General features: G+C 72.1%; 13 protein-coding genes and 1 tRNA gene. 9 read left to right on the top strand and 5 right to left on the bottom strand.

Annotated features, from left to right (window positions below; genetic code table 11):
- Nucleotides 1-231: 231 nt before the first annotated feature.
- Nucleotides 232-316 (bottom strand) — tRNA-Leu (locus tag HW837_RS30110).
- A gap of 200 nt (nucleotides 317-516) precedes the next feature.
- Here HW837_RS30110 and HW837_RS30105 point away from each other — a divergent pair.
- The 3 genes from HW837_RS30105 (at nucleotide 517) to HW837_RS30095 (ending at nucleotide 3,327) form a co-directional block, all read left to right on the top strand.
- On the top strand, nucleotides 517-1,842 hold the full coding sequence (locus tag HW837_RS30105) for a M20/M25/M40 family metallo-hydrolase (protein WP_045557055.1): 1,326 nt from the start codon (nucleotides 517-519) through the stop codon (nucleotides 1,840-1,842).
- Between the two features lie 155 nt (nucleotides 1,843-1,997).
- On the top strand, nucleotides 1,998-2,231 hold the full coding sequence (chpH, locus tag HW837_RS30100; protein ID WP_033531632.1) for a chaplin ChpH: 234 nt from the start codon (nucleotides 1,998-2,000) through the stop codon (nucleotides 2,229-2,231).
- 133 nt (nucleotides 2,232-2,364) lie between these two features.
- A complete protein-coding gene (locus tag HW837_RS30095) occupies nucleotides 2,365-3,327 on the top strand; it encodes a chaplin (RefSeq protein WP_193380436.1) in 963 nt (320 codons plus the stop codon).
- A gap of 70 nt (nucleotides 3,328-3,397) precedes the next feature.
- On the opposite strand, the gene HW837_RS30090 is transcribed toward HW837_RS30095, so the two are convergent.
- The gene (locus HW837_RS30090) at nucleotides 3,398-3,586 is read right to left on the bottom strand and encodes a DUF5703 family protein (protein ID WP_005485166.1); all 189 of its coding nucleotides are present in this window, start codon (nucleotides 3,584-3,586) and stop codon (nucleotides 3,398-3,400) included.
- A gap of 48 nt (nucleotides 3,587-3,634) precedes the next feature.
- On the opposite strand from HW837_RS30090, the gene HW837_RS30085 reads away from it, so the two are divergent.
- Nucleotides 3,635-4,324, top strand: a complete 690-nt coding sequence (locus tag HW837_RS30085) for a hypothetical protein (RefSeq protein ID WP_045557057.1) — start codon at nucleotides 3,635-3,637, stop codon at nucleotides 4,322-4,324.
- Nucleotides 4,325-4,487: 163 nt separating this feature from the next.
- Here HW837_RS30085 and HW837_RS30080 read toward each other — a convergent pair whose 3' ends face one another.
- Nucleotides 4,488-6,809, bottom strand: coding sequence for a helix-hairpin-helix domain-containing protein (locus HW837_RS30080; protein WP_193380437.1), 2,322 nt, complete (start codon nucleotides 6,807-6,809; stop codon nucleotides 4,488-4,490).
- Nucleotides 6,806-7,789, bottom strand: a complete 984-nt coding sequence (locus HW837_RS30075) for an aldo/keto reductase (protein WP_045557346.1) — start codon at nucleotides 7,787-7,789, stop codon at nucleotides 6,806-6,808. Before HW837_RS30075 ends, HW837_RS30080 begins: the two co-directional genes overlap by 4 nt.
- Nucleotides 7,790-8,036: 247 nt before the next feature.
- Here HW837_RS30075 and HW837_RS30070 point away from each other — a divergent pair, with 247 nt between their 5' ends.
- Together HW837_RS30070 and HW837_RS30065 are read left to right on the top strand one after the other, a co-directional pair.
- Complete coding sequence (locus HW837_RS30070) at nucleotides 8,037-9,092, top strand: LLM class F420-dependent oxidoreductase (protein ID WP_045557059.1); 1,056 nt, start codon at nucleotides 8,037-8,039, stop codon at nucleotides 9,090-9,092.
- A gap of 280 nt (nucleotides 9,093-9,372) precedes the next feature.
- A complete protein-coding gene (locus HW837_RS30065) occupies nucleotides 9,373-10,161 on the top strand; it encodes a VOC family protein (RefSeq protein ID WP_045557060.1) in 789 nt (262 codons plus the stop codon).
- Nucleotides 10,162-10,289: 128 nt separating this feature from the next.
- On the opposite strand, the gene corA is transcribed toward HW837_RS30065, so the two are convergent.
- Nucleotides 10,290-11,285: a magnesium/cobalt transporter CorA gene (gene corA / locus HW837_RS30060; protein WP_093789412.1), complete on the bottom strand. Its 996-nt coding sequence runs from the start codon at nucleotides 11,283-11,285 to the stop codon at nucleotides 10,290-10,292.
- 74 nt (nucleotides 11,286-11,359) lie between these two features.
- Between corA and HW837_RS30055 the strand changes: the two genes are divergently transcribed.
- The 3 genes from HW837_RS30055 (at nucleotide 11,360) to HW837_RS30045 (ending at nucleotide 13,552) form a co-directional block, all read left to right on the top strand.
- The gene (locus tag HW837_RS30055) at nucleotides 11,360-12,046 is read left to right on the top strand and encodes a histidine phosphatase family protein (protein WP_093789411.1); all 687 of its coding nucleotides are present in this window, start codon (nucleotides 11,360-11,362) and stop codon (nucleotides 12,044-12,046) included.
- A 97-nt stretch (nucleotides 12,047-12,143) separates the two neighbouring features.
- Nucleotides 12,144-12,734 carry a DUF3090 domain-containing protein gene (locus HW837_RS30050; protein ID WP_045557063.1) on the top strand — a complete coding sequence of 197 codons (591 nt, stop codon included), beginning with the start codon at nucleotides 12,144-12,146 and terminating at the stop codon, nucleotides 12,732-12,734.
- Complete coding sequence (locus tag HW837_RS30045) at nucleotides 12,698-13,552, top strand: SCO1664 family protein (RefSeq protein WP_177261794.1); 855 nt, start codon at nucleotides 12,698-12,700, stop codon at nucleotides 13,550-13,552. Before HW837_RS30050 ends, HW837_RS30045 begins: the two co-directional genes overlap by 37 nt.
- Nucleotides 13,553-13,587 lie beyond the last annotated feature (35 nt).

The following is a 13,587-nucleotide window of genomic DNA, read 5'->3' as shown; positions in this document are numbered from 1 at the left end:
GGTCTGCCTGGGGATATTTCCGTACCGGTGCCGAACAAGCCCCATACTCTAGTGCTCGGGTGACTACGGCCTGTCGTGACGGCCAAGCGAGGGCATCCGGACGGCGGCCCGCAGGGTTCGATCGGGCGGCTGTGACCTGGGGTTTCTCCAACACGGAGAGATATGTCCCACATTTCGTCCCCGTCAACGCACGAAGGCCGCGACCCGAGGGTCGCGGCCTTCGCCACTGTGTGTCCGAGGGGGGACTTGAACCCCCACGCCCGATAAAGGGCACTAGCACCTCAAGCTAGCGCGTCTGCCATTCCGCCACCCGGACAAGGTGTCTGTCGCGCGGGGTCTCCCTCGCGGCGACGAAGGAAACATTACCAGGCTTTCGAGGGCCCCCGATCACACCCCGTCCCCGGGGACGGGCGGGCGTGAACGGCGTGTGACGGGCCGGTCCCGGTCTTGGGGCGGGCGGTGGGGCAGGAGGAGGATGAGGGGGAACCACCAGCAGCGACAGCGGGAGGAACCAGCGTGAGTGAGACGGACACGGGCAGGCGCGTGACCGGCGAGGACGAGGTCGTCGACCTCTGCAGCGAGCTGATCCGCATCGACACCAGCAACTTCGGCGACCACTCGGGCCCGGGTGAGCGCGTGGCCGCCGAGTACGTCGCCGAGAAGCTCGCCGAGGTGGGACTGGAACCGCGGATCTTCGAGTCGCATCCGGGCCGCGCCTCCACGGTGGCCCGGATCGAGGGTGAGGACCCGTCCCGGCCCGCGCTGCTCATCCACGGCCACACCGACGTCGTCCCGGCCAACGCGGCGGACTGGACCCACCACCCGTTCTCGGGCGAGGTCGCGGACGGCTGTGTGTGGGGCCGCGGCGCGGTCGACATGAAGGACATGGACGCCATGACGCTCGCGGTCGTCCGCGACCGCATGCGCAGCGGCCGCAAGCCGCCGCGCGACATCGTGCTCGCCTTCCTCGCGGACGAGGAGGCCGGCGGCACGTACGGGGCGAAGCATCTGGTGAAGAACCATGCCGATCTCTTCGAGGGTGTCAGTGAGGCGATCAGCGAGGTCGGCGGCTTCTCGTTCACGGTGAGCGAGCAGCGACGCCTCTATCTGATCCAGACGGCCGAGAAGGGCATGCACTGGATGAAGCTGACCGTGGCCGGAACGGCGGGCCACGGTTCGATGATCCACCGCGACAACGCCATCACCGAGCTGTCGGAGGCCGTCGCCCGTCTGGGCCGCCACCAGTTCCCGGTGCGGGTCACCAAGACCACCCGCGCCTTCCTCGACGAACTCGGCGACGCGCTCGGCACCGAGCTCGACCCGGAGGACATGGAGGGCACCCTCGCCAAGCTGGGTGGCATCGCCAAGCTCATCGGCGCGACCCTGCGCAACACCGCCAACCCCACCCAGCTCGGCGCCGGTTACAAGGTCAACGTCATCCCCGGCGAGGCCACCGCGCATGTCGACGGACGGTTCCTGCCCGGGTTCGAGGAGGAGTTCCTCGCCGACCTCGACAAGATCCTCGGCCCGAAGGTGCGGCGTGAGGACGTGCACTCCGACAAGGCGCTGGAGACCTCCTTCGACGGGGCGATCGTCGACGCCATGCAGTCGGCGCTGCTCGCCGAGGACCCGGCCGCGAAGGCGGTCCCGTACATGCTCTCCGGCGGTACGGACGCCAAGTCCTTCGACGACCTCGGCATCCGCGGCTTCGGCTTCGCGCCGCTGAAGCTGCCGCCGGAGCTGGACTTCGCGGGCATGTTCCACGGCGTCGACGAGAGGGTGCCGGTGGACGGCCTGAAGTTCGGTGTGCGCGTCCTCGACCGCTTCATCGACGCGTCCTGATCCGTCCTGGCCCGTCCGGCACTTAATTCGGCCGGGCGTACGAAGGTCGACCGTGACGAGTGAATCCGACCATAAGCTCGTAGCTCCATTACTCCCTCCTCGTTACAGGTGATGCGACTCGCTACTTGGGGTCGCTTTGCCAACAAGGAGGAATAATGCTCAAGAAGGTCGTCGCCGCTGCGGCAGCCACCGGTGGTCTGGTTCTCGCGGGCGCGGGTCTGGCCGTCGCCGACGCCGGGGCTCAGGGTGCCGCCGTCGGCTCCCCGGGTGTCGCGTCCGGCAACGTCGTCCAGGTGCCGGTTCACGTCCCCGTGAACGTGTGCGGCAACACGATCTCGGTGATCGGGCTGCTGAACCCCGCCTTCGGCAACACCTGCATCAACAAGTGACGTTGTGCCTCACCCGGTGAGGGTCTGAACAAACCGTCGGCCCCGGAGTGCGCGCCATGCACTCCGGGGCCGTTCGGTCTCCCGACAAGGTGTACAAGATCACAACATAGGGCTTAAGGCAGGTAATTCAGCAATGCGACAGGTCACCCGCAAAGGCCTCATGACGGTGGCGGCCGCGTCCGGGGTCTTCGCCGCGGCCGGAGGCATGGCGCACGCCGACTCCGGCGCGCAGGGCTCCGCCACCAACTCCCCGGGCGTGCTCTCCGGCAACACCGTGCAGGCGCCGGTGGAGGCCGAGGTCAACGTCTGCGGCAACACGGTGAACGTGGTCGGGCTGCTCAACCCCGCGGCCGGCAACAAGTGTTCCAACGGCGGCGGCAAGCACGCCGGCGGCGGCCACGGCGACCAGGGCCGCGGTTCCTCCCACGGGGGTTCCCAGGCCCGGGGTCACGCCAGTGACTCGCCGGGCGTGGCCTCCGGCAACGTCGTGCAGGCCCCGGTGCACGCGCCGGTCAACGTGTGCGGCAACAGCGTCAACGTGGTCGGCGTCGGCAACACCGCCGTGGGCAACGACTGCGCGAACGGCTCGGGCGGCGGCGGTTACGGCGGCGATTACGGCGACGACGGCCACGGTCCGTCGTACGGCGGCTCCCACGCCGGCGGTCACACCGGTGACTCGCCGGGGGTGGCCTCCGGGAACCACATCCAGGTTCCGGTCCACGTGCCGGTCAACGTGTGTGGCAACAGCGTCAGCGTGATCGGCATCGGCAACGGGGTCGCGGCCGACGACTGCGGGAACTCGGGCGGCGGAGGGGCGCACGAGAACCCGGGCGGCCCGCAGAACCCGCCGGGCGACTCCGAGGAGGCGTCCCCGCAGGCGCCGAGCAAGCCCGACCGGCCGGGCGGCCCCGGCGGCGAGGTCCCCGGCGGTGACAGCAACACCCCGGGTACGCAGACCGTCACCCAGCCCGACGGTGCCGCGCAGCTCGCCCAGACCGGCGGCGACCTTCCCCTGGGGCTGATGCTCCCCGTGGGCGCGGGCGCACTGATCGGCGGCGCCCTGATCTACCGCAAGGCACGGGCCGCCGCGCTGTAACCGGCCCGGGCGTCCACCGAACGGAGCGGGCCCCGCACCAGCGGGGCCCGCTCCGTTCCGTCGCGCCCGCTCACCATGTGGCGCGCACCTGGCGGATGATCCGTCGGCGCAACCGCACCCTGCGGCTGCCGTCACGCAGCAGGCTCAGTCGGTCCAACTCCCAGTGTCCGTACTCGGCATGGTCCGTCAGCAGGCGTGTGGCGTCCTTGCGGGAGACCCCGCGCGGTACGTACACGTCGACAAATTCGTATTCCGGCATCGGTATCTATTGTGCGGGCTGGGGCCCGGTACGGATAGCGTCTGCACTATGTCTGATGCTGCGCAGCCCACCGCTGCCGAGGTACGCGCCGCCGCCGAGGCGGTCAAGACCGCGCTCGACCGCCACCTGGCCGCGGTCGAACGCCGGTCGGGGGAGGACGACCCGGCCGTCTACGAGGCGTTCAACGAGCTGGCCGCGGCCGCCGAGGAGTACGACGAACTGCTCTACGACCGCTATGACGAGGTCACTCCCTTCGAGATCCCCGGCACCGAGGACAGGCCGCCGTACATCGGCCCCGACGAGCCCGGCGCGCTCAGTGTGCTGATCCGCCGCGACTACACGGTGGGCGAGCCGCAGCGGCTGCTGGCACAGGCACAGCGCGTGGAGGCGGCCGAGGAGCCGACCGCCTCCGAGGGGGCGGCGAGCACCGTGCTCGGCGCCCTGGGTGTGCTGTTCGGCGAGTTCGAACCGGACGAGATCGCCTCCCGGCACAAGGAGTTCGGCCTGGAGGAGGGCGACTCCACGCTCTGGGTGACCGCCGCGGACGACGCCGCCGAGCCCGGGGAGTGGCTGGAGGCCCCCTTCGAAGGGGTCGACACCCAGCTGACCGTCTGCCGCTTCGACGTCAGCGCGGTCTTCGACGACGAGCCGGACGACGACGACCTGGACGACGACGTCACGCTCGTCACGGAGCTGGACGAGGACGAGGATCTGGAGCCGCTGGACGTGGACCGGTAGGGGTCCACGGCGGGGCCCTGTGGCCGGGAACGCCCCCTGGCTCGGGGCTTTCCGTCGTCGGGCGGCCTCGGGTCGCATGTGGTTGCTCGCGCAGTTCCCCGCGCCCCTGGAAGACGGCCCTGCGGGCCGCCCCAGGGGCGCGCGTCCGTTGTCGGGCGGCGCCTCAATCGGCCGACGGCACCTGGGCCTTGAGCAGCGCCGGCAGCCGGGTCGTGCGGGGCTTCGGCGGGACCTCGGCGACCGCGCGGGGCAGGGCCTGCTCCACCCCGTGCACCACGGACAGGTGCCGCTCGGCGCGGCCGAAGGCCGTGTAGACCCAGGGGCGTGTGAGGGCCTGCGCCGCGTCACCCGGCAGCACCACCACCGCCGCCGGCCACCGGTGCCCCACGGCCTGGTGCGCGGTCAGCGCCCACCCGTGCCGCACGGTCTGCTCGACCCGCTCCTTCGGTACGACGACGGCCGTGCCCGCGCACTCCAGGTGCAGCCCCTCGGCATCGGCCTTCACCACGCGGCCCGGCGTCGTGCGGCCCGGCGCGGGGGAGTGGGCCACACGGTCGCCCGGGTCGAAGCCGCCGAAACGGCCGGGACCGGGGTTCAGCCGCTCCTTGAGCGCGGCGTTCAGCGCGCGTGTGCCGGCGGCGCCGCCATGACCGGGGGTGATCACCTGCACCTGCTCCGCGGGGATCCCGAACGCCCTCGGCACCGAGTCCACGACGAGCTGCGCCGTCCGGTGCACCGCCTCACCGGCGTCCCGCACCGGCACGATCACGACCTCCTTGCCGGGCGCGTCGACCTGGTTCAGCTCGCCGATCCCGATGCCGGAGACCAGTTCGCCGATGGGACCCGGGTCGGGCGTCCGCGAGGCCACCTGCGGGCAGGCGCGGGCGGCGAGCAGGTCGGCGAAGACCCGGCCGGGCCCGGCGGACCAGAGGACCCCCGGGTCGCCGCTGAGCACCAGCCGGGACCCGTCGGGCAGCGACTCGGCGAGCAGCGCGGCGGTCTCGACGTCCACCTGGGGAGCGTCCAGCACCACGAGCAGGTCCAGGGCGAGCGCACCCTCCGCGTCACGGCCGGGTCCCTCCGCGCCGGACAGCAGCCCGGCGAGGGTCGTCACCACGGATTCGGCCCCCTCGACGGTGCCGGCCCCCTCGGCGGGCTCGGCATCGGCGGAGGACAGCTGTGCGGCGAAACGGCGCCTGCCGTCCGCGCTGTGCGTCGCCGCGTAGGCCCGTAGCCCGAGCGTCCGGGCGGCCGTGACGAGTGCCGCCGGTTCCGCGCGGGCCGCCTCGCCGCCGGTGTGCAGCACGAGGCTGTGTCCGGCGACGGCGCGGATCAGCTCGGCCGTAGAGCGCGGTGCAGACGCCGCTGCCGGGGCCCAGTCGGTCGGACCGTCCTTGGGCAGGGAGTTCATGACGCGGGCCAGGCCGTCGGCGAGGCTCTCCTCGGCGAGGGCGTAACGCTCCAGACCGATGAGAACACGGACCGGGCGCTCCTCCTCCGCCTCATCGTCCTCGCCGTCCCCCTCGGAGCCGGAGCCGGCGTTCGCGGAAGCCGGCGTGGGGGCTGGGGCGGACCGGGGCGTGGACGGGGCGTCGTCCAGCGCGTCCTGGAAGACCAGGGCCTCGCCCTCGGCCACGGTGCTCTGGACGGCCTCGTCGGGGTCGGGGACGGAGCGCTGACCCAGCGCGGCGATCAGGGCCGGGGCTTCCAGCGCCGTGTGGCCGGCCACGGCGGCCTGCTCCAGCAGCCACACGGTGACCGCCCGGCCCCGCCGCTCGTCGTCCGGGCGGCACTCCGTGCCGAGCAGGGCCCGCGCGAAGCCGTCCGCCTGCTCCGGCCGTACACCCGGGACGCGCAGCAACTGCCAGGGATCCTCCCGCAGCCGGGCGCCCGCGCCCTCGCCGAGCGCCTCCGCGACCTGCGGCACCAGCGCCTCGGGAGCACCGCCCTCGGTCAGTACCGCGCGCACCGCCTCGACCGTCTCGCCGGAGGGCGCCGCCGCGCCGGCCGGGGGCGCCACGGGCCGCGGTCGCCGCGCCGGTTCCTGCGCGGGCCGACGGGGCGCGGGCTCCGGCTCGTCGAAGACGGTGGCCGTGGGCTTCCGGCCGCCCTCCACGGCCCGCACGGCGGCCAGCAGATCGGCGGCCGTCCCGCTGAGCTTGGTCCCGCTGGTGACCGGTGTCTTCTTCTCCGCCTTGCGCTTCTCGATCCGCTCCCGCTCCAGCCGCTGAGCCGCCAACTCGGCCTGGGCCTCGGAGACTTCGGCCGCGGTCTCGGAGGCGGCCCCGGAAGCGGTCTCGGGCACGGCTTCGGACGCGGCCTCGGAAGCGGTCTCGGGCGTCTCGGCGGTCTCGGCAGTGCCGGCGTCGTCGGCGGAGCCTTCCGGAGTGCCCCCGGCGGTCGCGTCGTCGGGCGCCTCGGAGGCCGTCGCGTCGCCCCGTCCTCCCGGCTCGTCCGTCCCCGTGGTCGAGGGCTCCGTGCTCACAGCGTGCTCCAGTCGTGATCGGGATAGCGGTGCACGGGCGCCGACACGTCGTCGAGCGCCCGGCAGATCTCGTCAGGAAGACTAAGGCTCTCCACTGACAATGCCCCCGTGAGCTGCAGCGCGTTGCGCGCGCCCACGACGGGCGCGGCCACGCCAGGCCGGTCGCGCACCCAGGCGAGGGCCACCTGGAGCGGGGTCACGGCGAGACCGTCCGCGGCGGTCTGCACCGCCTCCACGATGCTGGTCGCCGTCTCGTCGAGGTAGGGCGCGACGAACGGCGCCATGTGCTCGGAGCCGCCCCGCGAGTCGGGGGGCGTGATGTGGCGGTACTTGGCGGTCAGCACACCGCGCCCCAACGGTGACGAGGGGAGCAGACCGATGCCCAGGTCCAGCGCGGCGGGCAGCACCTCGCGCTCGACGCCGCGTTGCAGCAGGGAGTACTCCAGCTGCGTACTGGCGAGGCGGGTGCGTATACCGGGGGCCGCGAGCTGCCAGGTGGCCGCCTTCGCGAGCTGCCAGCCGCAGAAGTTGGAGACCCCGACGTACCGGGCGCGACCGCTGCTGACGGCCAGGTCGAGGGCCTGGAGCGTTTCGTCGAGCGGCGTCTCGGGGTCGTAGGCGTGGATGTGCCAGAGGTCGACGTAGTCGGTGCCGAGGCGGGCGAGGGAGGCGTCCAGGGCGGCGAGCAAGTGGCCCCGGGAGCCGTCGAAGCGGCGGTCGGGGTCGGGGACGCTGCCGGCCTTCGTGGAGATGACCAGGTCGCGGCGGGGCACCAGGCCGGCCATCAACTGCCCGAGCAGATACTCCGCTTCGCCGTCCCCGTACACGTCGGCCGTGTCCACGAGGTTGCCGCCCGCCTCCCAGAACACCTTCAACATGTCCGCGGCGTCGTGCTCGTCCGTGTCACGGCCCCACGTCAGGGTGCCGAGCCCGATCCGGGACACGCGCAGGCCGGTACGGCCGAGATGCCTCTGCTCCATGAACGCCGACATTACTGGCCACGGTTGGTCACGTGGCGGCCTGTGGATAACCGATTTGGCAGTTGCGGGCCGATGCCGAAAGGCCGCAGGCCTTTCAGGGGCGCGGGGAACTGCGCGAGCAACCACGACCGACCCGCGCTCGCCAGACAACCTCAGCCTCCCGAGCTCCCCCGCCCCCTCAGCGGAGCGCAAGGGTAGGGTCGGCGGAAACACGGACGTTACCGATGGGTAAGGGAAGGCGGTCTCTATGAAGCTCGGGATCAACCTCGGCTACTGGGGTGCCGGAATGGACGGGGACAACCTGGCCGTGGCCCAGGAGGCCGACCGGCTGGGGTACGCGGTGTGCTGGGCCGCGGAGGCGTACGGCTCCGACGCCGCCACCGTCCTCAGCTGGGTCGCCGCCAAGACCGACCGCATCGACGTGGGCTCGGCCATCTTCCAGATCCCGGCGCGCCAGCCCGCGATGACCGCGATGACCGCCGCGACGCTGGACTCGCTCTCCGGCGGCCGCTTCCGGCTCGGCCTCGGCGTCTCAGGGCCGCAGGTCTCCGAGGGCTGGTACGGGGTCAAGTTCGACAAGCCCCTCGCCCGCACCCGCGAGTACGTGGAGATCGTCCGCAAGGCGATGACCCGGGAGCGCCTGTCCCACGAGGGCGAGCACTGGACGCTGCCGCTGCCCGGCGGCCCCGGCAAGCCGCTGAAGCTGACCGTGCACCCCACTCGTGAGCACATCCCGCTGTACATCGCCGCGATCGGCCCGAAGAACCTGGAGCAGACCGGCGAGATCGCCGACGGCGCCCTGCTGATCTTCCCCTCCGCCGCGCACCTGGAGGACACGGCGATCAAGTACCTGCGGGCGGGACGGGAGAAGGCCGGCAAGACCCTCGACGGGTTCGACGTCTGCCCGACCCTGCCCCTCGCCGTCGGCGACGACAAGGACGTGACCACGCTCGCCGACACCTTCCGCCCGTACACCGCGCTGTACGTCGGCGGCATGGGCAGCCGCAAGCAGAACTTCTACAACCAGCTCGCCCAGCGCATGGGGTACGAGAAGGAGGCCGCCGAGATCCAGGACAAGTACCTGGCCGGCGACAAGGCGGGCGCCGCGGCGGCGATTCCGCACGAGCTGATCGACCAGACGACGCTGCTCGGTTCCGTGGAGCGCATCGCCGACCGGATGAAGGCCTACGCCGAGGCCGGCGTCACCACCCTCACCCTCGCCCCGGCGGGCTTCACCCTGGACGAGCGGATCGCCTCGCTCCGGGCCGGCACCGAGGCCATGGAGCTGGCCGGGCTCGCGTAACCCGAACGGAGCAGCGGCCGGCGCGCGGCGGAACCGGCCGGAATCGGCCGGACCGGGGGCCGGGAAAGTTCCGCGGCCGTGGTGGGGGCTCGGGGGTCTTCCCCGCCACGGCCGTCACGGAGGACAACGCGGCGGTACCCGCTCGGTTACGCGTTCGCGCCGCCCCGGCATCCTTCGTTCGGCGGATTTGTCCGACACAGCTGTTGCCCGGCTCCTGGTACCCCATTTGACTCGTTTTCTGCAGGACCCCTGCCAGGACCCCTGCAGAGAGGTGCCTCAGATGCTTTCGGCCAAGAGTCTCTTCCAGGAGATCGTCGACAACGACGAGTCGTTCCGGCTGTTCTGTTCCATCGCCGCCAGCGGCGAGACACAGGGCGGCTGGGAGAACGCGCGCATCGCCGCGCTCGTCCCGCAGAGCGAGCGCGCGCTCGCACCGAAGATCACCCGTCACGGTGCCGACGAGGACAAGCACGGGCGGATCTTCAACGCCCTGATGAAGAAGCGCGGCCTCCAGCCGGTGGAGGTCCCGCCCGAGACCGACTACACCATGCTCCTCGAACGCCGTGGCATCGGTCTCGCGCACGAGAAGCTCAAGGCCGACCAGGCCCTCACGCTGCGGGACGTCATCGTCTACCTGTCCCACAGCCGGGTCACCGAACAGCGCGCCTCCGACCAGATGGTGATGCTCCGCAAGCACTTCGCGGACCACCCCGAGATGGGCAAGGCCGTCCGGATGATCTCCGACGACGAGGACAACCACCTCGCCTACACCCACGAGGAACTGCTGCGCTACGCGGCCGCCGGACACGGCCGTCTGATCCAGCGGACCCTGCGCGAGTGCGCCCTCGCGGAGATCGCCGTCTACCGGGACGTCAGCCTGGCCGTGATGGACCGGATGGGGCGCGTCCTCGGCTGGCCCAGGGCGAAGGCGGCCGTCCTCGCCGCCGGTATCCACGCCGTGTACGCGTACGAGCGGGCCGTCGGCTGGCGCCGCATGGTGACCCTGGCGATGCCGGAACGCCGTGACGCACTGGGCGGACCGGCTACTGCCGCCCCCGAGTTCGCCTGAGCACCTCGGCACACCCGTCACGCGCGCGTGGAGCCGCACGGTCCGCCCACGCGCGCGTACGGCACGGGCGGACGGTCCGCCCTCGCGCGCGTACGGCACGGGCGACGGCGGCACGGGGCGTTCGCTCGCTACAGCCAGCCGCGGCGCTTGAAGAGCCGGTACACCAGCACCTCCGTCATGACCATCAGGGCCATCAGCGCCGGGTAGGACCACACCCAGCGCAGTTCGGGCATGTGCTCGAAGTTCATGCCGTAGACGCCGGCGGCCATGGTCGGGATCGCGGCCATCGCCGCCCAGGCGGAGATCTTCCGCATGTCGTCGTTCTGGCGGACGCTCATCTGCGCCAGATGCGCGGAGAGGATGTCGGAGACCAGCCGGTCCAGCCCCTCGACGGACTCGTTGACGCGGGTGAGGTGGTCGTTGACGTCACGGAAGAACGGCTGGGCCTTCTCCTCGACGAAGGGCACCGCGAGGGTGGAGGTGCCGGTGCCCGAGAGCCGGGCGAGCGGTGCGGCGAGCGGGCCGGTGGCCCGGCGGAACTCCAGGACCTGGCGTTTGAAGGTGTAGATCCTGGACGCCGTGTTCCGTGAGCCGCCGAGGTCGGGGGAGAAGACCTCCGTCTCCAACTCCTCCAGGTCGGTCTGGAGCTCGGTCGCCACCTCCAGATAGTGGTCGACGGTGGCGTCCGTGATCGCGTACAGCACCGACGTGGGCCCCTTGCCGAGCAGTTCGGGCTCCCGCTCCAGACGACGGCGTACGACGCCCAGCGGTGAGCCCTTGCCGTGGCGGACGGTCACGACGAAGGCGTGGCCGAGGAAGACCATCACCTCGCCGGAGGTCACGGTGTCACTGGACGGCTCGTACACGACCGGCTTGAGGACCATGAACAGCGAGTCGTCGTACACCTCCAGCTTCGGCCGCTGGTGGGCCTTCAGGGCGTCCTCCACGGCCAGCGGATGCAGCGCGAACTCCTCGGTGACCAGGGCGAACTCCTTCTCCGACGGCTCGTGCAGGCCGATCCACACGAAGCCGCCGGAGGCACGGGCGGCGGCCAGGGCGTCGGAGAGGTCGTCGGGGCCCTCGATGCGGTGCCCGTCGCGGTAGACGGCGCAGTCGACGATCACGGGGAGTTTCCTTTCGCGGGGCCTTGTCCACAGGGCCGGGGGAGGTCGTCGGGCAGGCGTCTAGGCTGGGGCGCATGCCCACGTTGATCCTCGTCCGGCACGGACGTTCCACCGCCAACACCGAGGGCGTGCTCGCCGGGTGGACGCCCGGGGTCGCGCTCGACGAGCGAGGCGCCGCGCAGGCCGCGGCGCTGCCCGGCCGCCTCGCCGGGCTGCCGATCGCCGAGGTCGTCACCAGCCCGCTCCAGCGCTGCCAGGAGACGATCCGGCCGCTGCTCGACAGCCGGCCCGGCCTCGTCCCCCACACCGACGAGCGGATCGGCGAGTGCCACTACGGCGACTGGTCCGGCCGCAAGCTCGCCGAGCTGAACGACGAACCGCTGATGCAGGTCGTCCAGACGCATCCGACGGCCGCCGCGTTCCCGGGCGGCGAGTCGATGCGGGCCATGCAGCACCGGGCCGCGGAGGCGGTCCGGGAGTGGAACGCGCGCGTGGAGCGCGACCACGGCGCGGACGCCGTGTTCGTGATGTGCTCGCACGGCGACATCATCAAGTCGCTCGTCGCGGACGCACTCGGACTTCATCTGGACCTCTTCCAGCGGATCTCTGTCGAACCGTGTTCCATCACCGCGATCCGTTACACCCGACTCAGGCCGTTTCTCGTCCGTCTCGGCGACACCGGGGACTTCTCGTCCCTGGCGCCGCGCGAGGAGCCCCCGAGCGGTGACGCGACCGTGGGGGGCGGTGCGGGGGCACCGTGATCGTCAACCGCAGTAGGGTGAAGCGGTCGCGGCGGCGCTGAACCTTCTCAGCAGCCGACGCGGCCGGTCCCGACGTCGATTCCAATGGAGACAGGACGTGTCCCGTCAGGTGTTCCTCTACGACCCCCCGGACCGCTTCGTGGCCGGTACGGTCGGGCTGCCCGGGCGCCGTACCTTCTTCCTGCAGGCCTCCTCGGGGCAGCGCGTCACCAGCGTCGCCCTGGAGAAGACCCAGGTCGCCGCGCTCGCCGAGCGCATGGACGAACTGCTGGACGAGGTCGTGCGGCGCAGCGGCGGCAACGCCGCGGTGCCGGCCGTCGCCCCCACCGAGGTGTCCGACACGGCACCGCTGGAGACCCCCGTCGAGGAGGAGTTCCGGGTCGGCACCATGGCCTTGGCCTGGGACGGCGACGAGGAGCGGATGATCGTCGAGGCCCAGGCCCTGGTCGAGCTGGACGCCGACTCCGAGGAGGACCTGGCCGAGGCGGAGGAGCGGATGCTCCAGGACGAGGAGAACGGCCCGCCGATGCTCCGCGTCCGCCTCACCGGCTCCCAGGCCCGGGCCTTCGCCAAGCGCGCCCTCGACGTCGTCAACGCGGGGCGGCCGCCGTGCCCGCTGTGCAGTCTGCCGCTCGACCCGGAAGGACACGTATGTCCGCGCCAGAACGGATACCGGCGCGGGGAGTGACCTCCTCCGCCGAGCTGTCGCCCACCCCGGCCGAGCCGTCGGTCCGGCTGCTGGCCGAGGGCGAGCTGACCGTGCGCGGACAGGTGCGGGAGGCGTCCAACGCGGTGCTGTACTGCACGGTCTCGCTCGACGGCCGGGAAGCCGCCTGCGTCTACAAGCCCGTCGCCGGGGAGCGGCCCCTGTGGGACTTCCCCGACGGGACGCTCGCACAGCGGGAGGTCGCCGCGTACGAGGTGTCCGAGGCGACCGGCTGGGGGCTGGTCCCGCCCACCGTCCTGCGCGACGGGCCGTACGGGCAGGGCATGTGCCAGCTGTGGATCGAGGGCGCGCCCGGATCCGAGCTGCTGGCCCTCGTCGAGGGCGAGGAGGCCGGGGAGGGCTGGAAGGCCGTCGGCTTCGCGGAGGTCGGGGAGGGCGAGACCGCGCTCCTCGTGCACGCCGACGACCAGCGGCTGCGGCGGCTCGCGGTCCTCGACGCGGTCGTCAACAACGCCGACCGCAAGGGCGGGCACCTTCTGCCCGCCGCCGAGGGGCGGCTCTACGGCATCGACCACGGAGTGACCTTCAACGTCGAGAACAAGCTGCGGACACTGCTCTGGGGCTGGGCGGGGGAGCCGCTCACGGACGAGGCCGTGGGCGTGCTGGAGCGGCTGCGGGACGCGCTCGGCGAGGGCGGGGCGCTGGCCGAGAAGCTCGTCGCGTTGATCACACCGGCCGAGCTGGACGCGACACGGGAGCGGGTCGCCGCGCTGCTGAAGAGCGGACGCCACCCGGAGCCGAGCGGCGAGTGGCCGGCGATCCCCTGGCCCCCGGTCTGAGGCGCGCCCCGTCAGGGGCGCGGGGAACTGCGCGA

The sequence above is a fragment of the Streptomyces caniscabiei genome (genome assembly GCF_014930365.1).
GTDB lineage: Bacteria > Actinomycetota > Actinomycetes > Streptomycetales > Streptomycetaceae > Streptomyces > Streptomyces caniscabiei.
The sequence above is the reverse complement of the archived record's forward strand: the minus strand, read 5'-3'. Positions and strand labels throughout refer to the sequence as shown.